Consider the following 9,463-nt stretch of genomic DNA (forward strand, 5'->3'; position numbering starts at 1 on the left):
CGCGCGCCGGGAGGGCGCTGCGGCGCCAGCACCACGCGGTCGCGCGGTGTCTTGTCGAGCAGCAGGCGCGTCACGTCGGGCCGCGAGTAGTGGCCGGCCGGATCGGCCGCCGCCTTGGCCAGCGTGATCAGGCCCAGGTCGAGCTCGGCGTGGACGAGACCCTCGGTGTGCTCCGGCAGCGGCTCGGTCAGCAGGCGGCCGTCGGGTGCGTAGATGCCCGCATAGCCCCCGCCTTCGAGCAGCAGCTGTCGCTTCGTCGGGTCGTCGCCGCACAGCAGCGCCACCATCTCCTTCGAGACCGTGGCGCAGGGGGCGACCACGAAGCACTGGCCTTCCACGGCGTAGATGCGGCTGGCGGCGGTGTTCACCTCCGCGCCCAGCGCATGGGCGCCGCCGCGGTAGAGCGAGAAGCTGGGCCAGGCGGCGATGTGCACCTGCTCGTCCTGCGCGTACATCGCGTACTTCGACAGCGGTTGCAGATGCTCCCAGCAGCACAGCGCGCCGATGCGTCCGAGCGCGGTGTCGTGCACGCCGAGGTCGCTGCCGTCGCCCTCGCCGAACACGGTGCGCTCCACGTGCGTGGGCTTGAGCTTGCGGCGCCGCGCCACCGTGCGGCCCTCGCGTCGATGATCCACTGGCCCATGTAGAGGCTGCCGCCGGCCTTCTCGCTGTGGCCCATCACGACCATGATGGCGTGGTCGCGGGCCGCCTGGGCGATGCGATCGGCCTGCGGCGAGCCGTCGACCAGCGAGTGATCGTGGTAGCGCTGGATGAACTGCAGCGCCCAGGCCGGCGAATCGAGCCAGATGAACCACGGGTAGCCGGGCAGCCAGGTTTCCGGAAAGGCCACGAGCTGCGCGCCCTGCGCGGCGGCCTCGGCGATCAGGCCCACGGCCTTGTCGATCGACGCGTCGAGGTCCAGGAACACCGGCGCAGCCTGGACGGCGGCAGCGCGGAACTTGGGGTGCGAAACCGGCATGGCGAGGCTCCTGTCGTGCAATGGAGCGGAGCATGCGACGGATCCGTCCCGGCGTCTTGCCTGGACGAAGCGCGGTACTTGACCGCAGCACGCAGCGCGCGGCCTGGCCGCGTTGCGAACGGCGTTTACAGGCCCTGAGCTGCAGCCCCATGCCCACCCTGTTCACTACCGTCGGTGTCGAGCCCGCCCAGCGTCTGGCGTACTGGACCGACGGCGTCTGCGACACCTACGTGCAGCTGGACTGCGACGCGATCGGCGACGCCTCGCGGTTCGAAGGCGAGATCGCCGCCGATGCGCTGTCCACGCTGACGCTGTCGCGCGTGACGGCCAGCGCGCAGCGCGTGCGCCGCACGCCGGCCAAGATCGCGCGGGCGAGCGAGGACTACTTCCTCGTCAGCATCCAGACGCAGGGCTGCGGCGCGGTCGTGCAGGACGGACGCGTGGCCCACCTGTCGCCCGGCGACTTCGCCCTCTACGACAGCACGCGGCCCTACGAGCTGCGTTTCGACGCGGCATTCCAGCAGTACGTGCTGATGCTGCCCGGCCCCACGCTGCGCACCGCCCTGACCGACACACCGTCGCTCACCGCCTGCGCGGTCAGCGGCCGGCGCGGGGCCGGTCACCTGATGATCGGCATGATCGAGACGCTGTCGGCCGAGATCGCCACGCTGGCGCCCGAGTCGGCGGCGGCCGTGGCGGACAGCGTGACGCAGATCCTGATCGCCGGCCTGTCGACGTTGCCGGGCGCCCGGCCGCCGCCGGTGTCGCGGCTCGTCGCGCTGCACCGGCAGCAGGTGAAGGCGCTGGTGCGCGAGCGGCTGCGCGATCCGGATCTCACGGTGGCCGGCATCGCCGAGCGCCTCGGCGTGTCACCGAGCACCTTGCACCGGGCCTGGGCCGGCGAGGCCTGCTCGCTGGCCGACTGGATCCAGACCGAGCGCCTGGAAGCCGCGCGGCGCGACCTGTGCGCCGCGCAGCAGCGTCTGCGCCGCGTGAGCGAACTGGCGTACTCGTGGGGCTTCAAGGATGCCGCCCACTTCAGCCGCGCCTTCCGCCGGCGCTTCGGCTGTTCACCGCGCGAGCTGCGGGCCCGGATCGAAACCTGACATGCCGGACGTCGTGTGGCTAGCACGGCTGCGAGAGACCTTGCCGGCACACGCGCCACGGTGCTCTCCTAGAGTCGCCGCTGGTCGTCTCCGGCCCGCCCGTGTCCGGACGCGCCGTCTTTCGCTCCCGCCTGATGAACGCTGCCGCGCCGCCGTCTCTTTCTTCTTCTTCTTCCTCCTCGCCGCCGCTCCCGCGCGGAGCGGTCGCCTGCCTGGCGCTGGCGGCCTTCGGCAGCGGCTTGTCGATGCGGGTGAACGATGCCCTGCTGCCGCGCCTGGCCGGCGAGTTCGCCCTCACGCTGGGCCAGGCTTCGCAGGTCATCGGGCTGTTCGCGACGGCCTACGGGCTGGCCCAGCTGTTCTTCGGTCCGGTCGGCGATCGCTACGGCAAGTACCGCGTCATCGCCTGGGCCACCGCGGCCTGCGCCCTCACGTCCGTGCTGTGCGGGATGGCGCCCGGCTTCGATGCGCTGCGTCTGGCACGCGTGCTGGCCGGCGCGACCGCGGCGGCGGTGATCCCCTTGTCGATGGCGTGGATCGGCGACGTCGTCGACTACGAGCGCCGGCAGCCCGTCCTCGCGCGCTTCCTGATCGGCCAGATCTGTGGCCTGTCCGCCGGCGTCTGGTTGGGAGGCTTCGCGGCCGATCACCTCGGCTGGCGCGCGCCTTATTTCCTGCTCGCGGGCTTCTTCGCGCTGGTGAGCGTCGCGCTGTTCGCGCTGAACCGGCGTCTGCCGGACGCCGCCCGCCCGGTGCGCGCGGCGAGTGACGGGTCGCCGTTGCGCCGCATCGCGACCGAGTTCGGCGGCGTGCTGGCGCGTCCCTGGGCTCGGGTGGTCCTCGGTCTGGTGTTTCTCGAGGGCCTGTTCCTGTTCGGGCCGTTCGCCTTCATCGCCTCGCACGTGCACGAGGCCTTCCAGCTCTCGCTGTCGGCCGCGGGCGCGCTGGTGATGCTGTTCGGGCTGGGCGGCTTCGCCTTCGCCGTTTCGTCCGGCCCCCTGGTGCGGCGGCTCGGCGAGGCCGGCCTGGCACGTTGGGGCTCGCTGATGATGTGCGGGGCGCTTGTCGCGGTCGGCTTCGGGCCGGGCTGGGGCTGGGCGCTGGCCGGATGTTTCGTCGCCGGACTGGGCTTCTACATGGTGCACAACACGCTGCAGGTGAATGCCACGCAGATGGCGCCCGACCGGCGTGGTGCGGCCGTCGCCGCCTTCGCCTCGTGCTTCTTCCTCGGGCAGTCGGCCGGCGTGGCGCTGGGCGGGTGGCTGGTGGGGGTGATCGGTCCGCCGGGCTTCCTGGCGATCGGCGCGGTGGGTCTGCTGCTCATCGGACGGGCCTTCGTGGCCGGTCTCGCGCTGCGGTCGCGGGCCGCGGCAGCCGTTGCCGTGTAGGACAACGCCGCTGACGGCTGCGCGCCTGTGCCGCGACCTCGCTGCGGCGGGTGGACAGTGCCTGCTGTCGAACGCAATACTGGCCCGGTACCCAACCGGAGGAACCGCCACCATGTCCGCGAGCCTGTTCGATCTGCTGCACGAGAGCCATGAGATCCAGCGCCAGCTGTGCCGCCGGCTGACGGCGGCGCGCGCCTCCACGGCGCAGCGCGAGCAGGTCTTCTTGCAGCTCAAGGTGGAGCTCGAGGCGCATGCCGCCGCCGAGGAACGCTTCCTCTACGTGCCCTTGCTGATGACCGATCCGGGGCTGTCGTCGTCTCGGCATGCCCTGTCGGAGCACCACCAGATCGAGGAGCTGTGCGAGGAACTGAGCGTGTCCGACAAGCAGGGCGAAGCCTGGCTCGACACCGCGAAGCGGCTCGGCGAGAAGGTGCGGCACCACCTGAAGGAAGAGGAGCGCAAGTTCTTCAAGGTGGCCGGCCGCATCCTCGACGTCGACAAGAAGGACATGCTGGGCCGGCGCTATCAGAAGGATCTGGTGCGCATGCGAAAAAGTATGCCGCCGACTACCAGCGGGTGGATGTCAGCAGCGCAGGCGAAGTGGTGGCCGCGCCGCGCTGAGCCGTGGGACCTGTCAGGGCACCAGCGAGAGGAACAGGAAGGCCGCGAACAGCACCAGGTGCACGGCGCCCTGCATCAGGTTGGTCCGCCCGGTCCCCAGCGTGATGGCGCCCACGATGAAGGTCAGCAGCAGCAGCACGAGGTCCTTGGCCGCCAGGCCCAGCACCAGTGGCAGGTCGAGCAGCACTGCGGCCACCACGACCACCGGGATGGTCAGTCCGATGCTGGCGAGCGCCGAGCCCAGCGCCAGGTTCATGCTGGTCTGCAGGCGATCGGCGCGGGCGGCGCGCACCGCGGCCCAGGTCTCGGGCAGCAGCACCAGCAGCGCGATCGCGATACCGATCACGGCCTTCGGCGCGCCCGCGGCCGCGACCGCCGCTCGATGGTCGGCGACAGCTGCTTGGCCAGCCCCACCACCGACACCAGGCCGATCAGCAGCAGGCCGAAACTGGCCCAGGCCTGGCCGTTCGACGGCGGCTTGGCGTGGATGTCCTCGTCGTCGGCATTCGTCGGCGGCAGGAAGTAGTCGCGGTGGCGCACCGTCTGCACGAACACGAACACCGCCCACAGCACCAGCGAGGAGACCGCGACGAAGGTGAGCTGCGAGACCGTGTAGGTGCCGCCGTCCGAACTGGTGGTGAAGGACGGCAGCACCAGCGACAGACCGGCCATGGCCACCAGCGCCGCCAGCGCGGAGTTCGCGCCGTCGAGCTGGAAGGACTGCTCGTGGTGGTGCAGGCCGCCGACCAGCAGACAGATGCCGACCACGCCGGTGCAGATGATCATCACCGCCGAGAAGATGGTGTCGCGCGGCAGCTCGGCCTTGCCCTCGCCGCCGGCCAGCATCATGGAGACGATGAGCGCCACCTCGATCACCGTGATCGCGATCGCCAGCACCAGCGTGCCGAACGGCTCGCCCACGCGGTGCGCCACGACCTCGGCATGGTGGACCGCCGCGATCACCGCGCCGATCAGCGCGACGGCACAGGCCGAGGCGATGGCGGCGTTCATCGGCAGGGCCAGCGAGGCTCCCAGCAGGGCAGCGGCGGCGAGCGGCAGGAGCAGGGCCCAACGGGGCATATGGCGGTCCTTTCAGGGGCGCGAGCGGTGGAACGGCGCGGCGCGACACGGTCGATCGCGCCGCCGGCGGCAAGCGCGAAGGATAGTCGGACAGGGCGCGCGGTGCGCCGGGGTGCGGGTCAGGCCGCGGCGTCGTCCGCCAGCACCGCCTGGTTGCGGCCGTTCGCCTTGGCCTGGTAGAGCGCCCGGTCGGCCCGGCGGATGAGCGTCTCGTGCGTGTCGTGCTCGCCGGGCACCAGCACCGCCACGCCGATGCTGGCGGTGACCACGCCGAACGGCGACAGCTCGTGGCGGTGCCCCAGCGCCTCGAGGGCCTGGCAGATGCCGCGCGACATGGCGAGCGCGCTGGTCTCGTCGGCCGCCACCGCCACGAGGGCGAACTCCTCGCCGCCGTAGCGTGCCACCAGGTCGCCGGCGCGGCGCACGTTGGCGCCGAGCACCTGCGCGATGGTGCGCAGGCAGTCGTCGCCGGCCTGGTGGCCGTAGCGGTCGTTGTAGTGCTTGAACAGGTCCACATCCAGCAGCGCCAGCGCCAGCGGCTGGCCGGTGAGGCGGGCGTGTCGCCATTCGCCGGCGATGAACTCGTCGAAGCGCCGCCGGTTGGCGATGCCGGTCAGGCCATCGGTGGTGCTCAGCGTGCCCAGCTGGCTGTTGGACTCCTCCAGCTTCAGGGTGCGCTCGCGCACCTTGTCCTCCAGGCTGCGCGTCAGCGCGCGCTGCTCGCTCAGCAGCGTGGCGAAGCCCATGCCGACGATGCTGAGCGTCAGGATGAACTCCTGGGTGCGCAGGATCAGCTCGTGCGGCGAGGCCTCGCCGAAGGGCTTGTGGCCGGTGGTCTGGGCCCAGGCGGCCGCCAGTGCGATGAGTGCGACCGCCGGCGCGGTCCAGCGCGTGCCGAAGCGGACCGCGATGTACAGCATCGGCGGCAGCAGCAGGTTCGGCGTCAGCGGCACGCCGCTCCAGCGCTCCGACTGCCCCGACAGGATCAGCCCGGCCAGCGCGCCGGTGAACAGCAGCACCGGTCCGTCCTGCCAGCGCAGCCGGATCGGCTCCGGAGCGGGCTGCGCCAGCGCCAGCAGCATCGGCGTGAAGATCAGCAGCCCCAGGCCGTCACCGAACCACCACAGCAGCACCAGCGTGGGATAGGGTGTCGTCACGCCGTCCATCGCCTGCAGCACCAGACTCGCCAGCAGCGCGGCGACGAGTGCGCAGAGCAGCGGGCCGATGACGACGAACTTGCCCAGGTCCTGGATCCGGTCCAACGCCGGCGACGTGCCCGCGCGGCGCAGCAGCAGGTAGGCCAGCGTCACTTCCGTGAGGTTGACGAGGCTCAGCAGCACCGCCTGCAGCGGTGGGAACACCGGCAGGTTGGCGAGCACGTCGGAGCTGAACGTCAGCAGGGCCATCCAGCCGCCGCGCCGGCCGCGGAAGTGGAGCAGCGCTGCCAGCAGCACGGCGTTGGGCAGCCAGATCACCACCTCGTTCTCGGGCGACACGGCGCACAGGAAGGTCAGCTTGACGCTGGCGAAATGCAGCAATGGCAGCAGCAGGTAGACCCACCACGCCGGCGGTCGGTCGGCCTGCGCATTCGGTTGCGGGGAGAGCATCGTCGGGGTCATCGAGCCGCTGCGTTCGGGAACAGGGATATCGGTCATTCGGGGTGAGCATCGCAGGCCTCGCGGCCCGACACGGCGGCCCGGTCGGGCCGGTCGTGAAGGATGCCCGATGTGGAGCGTCGATCAATGCGGCACCGGCACGAATCGCAGCGTCGGCTGGCGCGCCAGCACGGCGTCGCGCGGGCCGGCATCGACCACGCGGCCAGCCGCCATCAGCACGACGGTGTCGAAGCGATCGAGCAGGCTCAGGCGGTGGATCGACGCCACCAGGCAGGCCGCCGGGAAGGCCTGCGCGATGCGTTCGAGCACGCGCGCCTCGGTCGCGGCATCGAGGGCGCTGGTGGGCTCGTCCAGCAGCAGCAGCGAACTGCCGCGCGCGGCGAGCACACCGCGCGCCAGGCAGAGGCGTTGCCGCTGGCCGCCCGACAGGTTGAAGCCGCGCTCGGACAGGGCCGTGTCCAGGCCGCTCCCGATGGCGGCCAGGACCTCGTCGAAGCCGCTCACGTGCAGTGCGGCGTGCAGATCGGCGTCGGCGCAGGCCCGGCCGAAGTCCAGGTTCTCGCGCACGCTTGCCTCGAACACCTCGGTCTCCTGCGGGATCAGCGTGGCCAGTCGGCGCAGCCGCGGCCAGTCGGCCGCCCGGCCGTCGAGCGCGAGCCGGCCGCCGCTCGGCGTGTAGAGCCCGGCCAGCACGCGCAGCAGCGTGCTCTTGCCTCCGCCGCTGGGGCCGACCAGCGCGACGCGCTGGCCGCGCCGCAGGGTCAGGCTCACCTCGCGCAGGCCCTGGACCGCGCGCTCGCCGCTGTCGGCGGCGGTGTCGCGTGCCGCGTAGTCCCAGGCCAGCCCGTCCACGGCCAGCTCCTGCCAGTCGGCAGCGGCGTCGATGCGCTCATCGGCCGGGTCGGCGGCGCGCGACGGCGCAGCCTCGATCGGTGCAGCACTGCCGTAGTCGGCGTGCATGCGCGCGAAGGACTGGAAGTGGGCCGCCATCGAGCTCACCACGCCCGCCGCCTGCTGGGCGTACTGGTAGACCATGAACACCGCACCCAGCATCACCGCCTGCGCCCCCGGCGTGCGCGTCTGCAGCACGTAGACGGCGACCAGCGCCCAGGTGAGCGCCAGCCCCATCACGTCGACCGCACACCACTTGCCCTCGTTGAGCAGCACGCTGCGCCGCAACGGCGCCGACACCGCGCCGAGACGCCGCGCCAGCAGCGTGCGCGACGCAGCGGACAGCCGCAGCCCGATGACCGTCGATGCATGGGCCAGGAAGTCGAGCAGCGCCGCGACGTAGCGCCGGTCGGCATCGTTCTCGGCGCGCGCCAGCTGCATCAGCGCGCGGTCGAAGCGCAGGATCACCAGGCCGATCAGCACGTAGCCCGCCAGCGCCAGCGCGCCGCTGCTGCGCGACAGCAGCGTCAGCGCCACCAGCGGCCCCACCAGGTTCACGGCACTGGCGAGGTAGACGAACTGCGTCTGCGCGAAGTCCGACAGCGCGCGGCTCGCCTGGTGCACGCGGTGCTGCAGCTCGCCCGAGTGGTGGCCGTCATGCCAGGCCAGCGGGGCCGCGGCGATGCGTGCGTAGAGCGCATCGGCCAGCGCCTCGCGCACGCGCAGGCCGACATTGCGTTCGAGGATGCGTCCGGGGCCGTGGGCCGCCCACGACAGCAGGTAGAGGGCGGCGAGCGCCGCGATCCAGCGGCCGGCGGCGCGCAGGTCGCCGCCCTGCAGCGCATTGATCGCCAGTCCGGCCAGCCAGGGCAGGGCCAGCCGCAGCAGCTGCGAGGTGGTGAGCAGCAGGGCTGCGCCGAGCAGCTGCCCGCGCGCGCCTCGGCGTGGCGCCAGAGGGCCCGGTACAGCGTCACCGGCGCGCGGCCTGCGGGTGCGGCGGCGGTCATCGCCTCGTCTCGTCGCTCGCGATCGGGCCTACTTCTTCGGTGTCGGCAGTTCGTTCAGGGCGTCCCACTGGGACAGCGACAGGTCGAGCTCGGCCACGTCGGGCTGGCGCGGCTCCACGTTGCGCCGGCGCTCGCGGCCGCCGGGCGGTTCGGGCGACTCGGTGCGCCGCCGGTCGCGGCCGGTCCGGCGTTCGGTCGGGTGGGCGGCATGCGGTGTTCGGGGCAGGTTCTCGCTGGGCATGGGGGACTCGCGAGCTCGAGGAAGCGAATGCGTGAGACAGCCGACCATACCCGATCCTCGGCGGTCCGCGCACCGTGATCGCCCTGCGGGAAATGCCGAAATCGATGCCCCGGCATTGCGGCAGATGCGGAACCCGAGCGGCCGCACGCGCCCCCGTCGCCGCCGGCACTGCTGAAAAAGACGTTCGCAATCAAGGGCTTGGCGTGTTGCTCCGGCTTGGCCCTGCGATTGCTAATGCGCCTTCACGCACCGCCCGAAGAGCGGACTTGGCGGGCCCCCCGACGGCAAGGTCCATCGACAACGGAGACACGACATTCCATGGAAACCCAGATCCCCTACCTGACCAACGCCTGGTACGTGGCGGCGCTGTCCACCGAGGTGGGAGCGCAGGCGCTGTTCAACCGCAAGATCCTGGACACCTCGATCCTGATCTACCGCAAGCAGGACGGCACGGCGGTGGCGCTGCACGACCGCTGCCCGCACCGCTTCGCGCCGCTGCACCTGGGCAAGCGGATCGGCGACGAGGTGGCGTGT

6 protein-coding genes and 3 pseudogenes are annotated in these 9,463 nt (G+C 71.8%); 4 read left to right on the plus strand and 5 right to left on the minus strand.

Annotated features, from left to right (window positions below; all coding sequences use genetic code 11):
- Nucleotides 1-979: pseudogene (locus tag Y694_RS17200) on the minus strand (carbon-nitrogen hydrolase family protein); the annotation flags it as partial.
- A gap of 149 nt (nucleotides 980-1,128) precedes the next feature.
- Here Y694_RS17200 and Y694_RS17205 point away from each other — a divergent pair.
- The 3 genes and pseudogenes from Y694_RS17205 to Y694_RS26110 form a co-directional block, all read left to right on the plus strand.
- Entirely contained in the window at nucleotides 1,129-2,085 is a 957-nt protein-coding gene (locus tag Y694_RS17205; protein WP_036234750.1) for a helix-turn-helix domain-containing protein, read from the plus strand.
- 134 nt (nucleotides 2,086-2,219) lie between these two features.
- Entirely contained in the window at nucleotides 2,220-3,473 is a 1,254-nt protein-coding gene (locus tag Y694_RS17210) for an MFS transporter (protein ID WP_036234751.1), read from the plus strand.
- Between the two features lie 112 nt (nucleotides 3,474-3,585).
- Nucleotides 3,586-3,888 (plus strand): annotated as a pseudogene (locus tag Y694_RS26110) (hemerythrin domain-containing protein); the annotation flags it as partial.
- A 219-nt stretch (nucleotides 3,889-4,107) separates the two neighbouring features.
- Here the strand turns inward: Y694_RS26110 and Y694_RS17215 are convergent.
- The 4 genes and pseudogenes from Y694_RS17215 to Y694_RS17230 all read right to left on the minus strand — a co-directional run bounded on the left by Y694_RS17215 (nucleotide 4,108) and on the right by Y694_RS17230 (nucleotide 8,929).
- Nucleotides 4,108-5,174: pseudogene (locus tag Y694_RS17215) on the minus strand (calcium:proton antiporter).
- 119 nt (nucleotides 5,175-5,293) lie between these two features.
- On the minus strand, nucleotides 5,294-6,781 hold the full coding sequence (locus Y694_RS17220) for a diguanylate cyclase domain-containing protein (RefSeq protein WP_051495855.1): 1,488 nt from the start codon (nucleotides 6,779-6,781) through the stop codon (nucleotides 5,294-5,296).
- A 132-nt stretch (nucleotides 6,782-6,913) separates the two neighbouring features.
- Nucleotides 6,914-8,635: an ABC transporter ATP-binding protein gene (locus tag Y694_RS17225; RefSeq protein ID WP_310732268.1), complete on the minus strand. Its 1,722-nt coding sequence runs from the start codon at nucleotides 8,633-8,635 to the stop codon at nucleotides 6,914-6,916.
- An 81-nt stretch (nucleotides 8,636-8,716) separates the two neighbouring features.
- Nucleotides 8,717-8,929 (minus strand): hypothetical protein, encoded by a 213-nt coding sequence (locus tag Y694_RS17230; protein WP_036234754.1) that lies wholly within the window; start codon nucleotides 8,927-8,929, stop codon nucleotides 8,717-8,719.
- 318 nt (nucleotides 8,930-9,247) lie between these two features.
- On the opposite strand from Y694_RS17230, the gene Y694_RS17235 reads away from it, so the two are divergent.
- The coding region (locus tag Y694_RS17235; protein ID WP_036234755.1) for a Rieske 2Fe-2S domain-containing protein at nucleotides 9,248-9,463 on the plus strand (216 nt) is incomplete at its 3' end.

Origin of the sequence: Methylibium sp. T29-B, from assembly GCF_000576225.1 — a bacterium.
GTDB lineage: Bacteria > Pseudomonadota > Gammaproteobacteria > Burkholderiales > Burkholderiaceae_C > Methylibium > Methylibium petroleiphilum.

Excerpts from the sequence above, each read along its gene's own strand:
- Y694_RS17205 (WP_036234750.1), top strand. The coding sequence starts at position 1,129 with ATGCCCACCCTGTTCACTACCGTCGGTGTCGAGCCCGCCCAGCGTCTG.
- Y694_RS17210 (WP_036234751.1), top strand. The coding sequence starts at position 2,220 with ATGAACGCTGCCGCGCCGCCGTCTCTTTCTTCTTCTTCTTCCTCCTCG.
- Y694_RS17220 (WP_051495855.1), bottom strand. The coding sequence starts at position 6,781 with ATGCTCTCCCCGCAACCGAATGCGCAGGCCGACCGACCGCCGGCGTGG.
- Y694_RS17230 (WP_036234754.1), bottom strand. The coding sequence starts at position 8,929 with ATGCCCAGCGAGAACCTGCCCCGAACACCGCATGCCGCCCACCCGACC.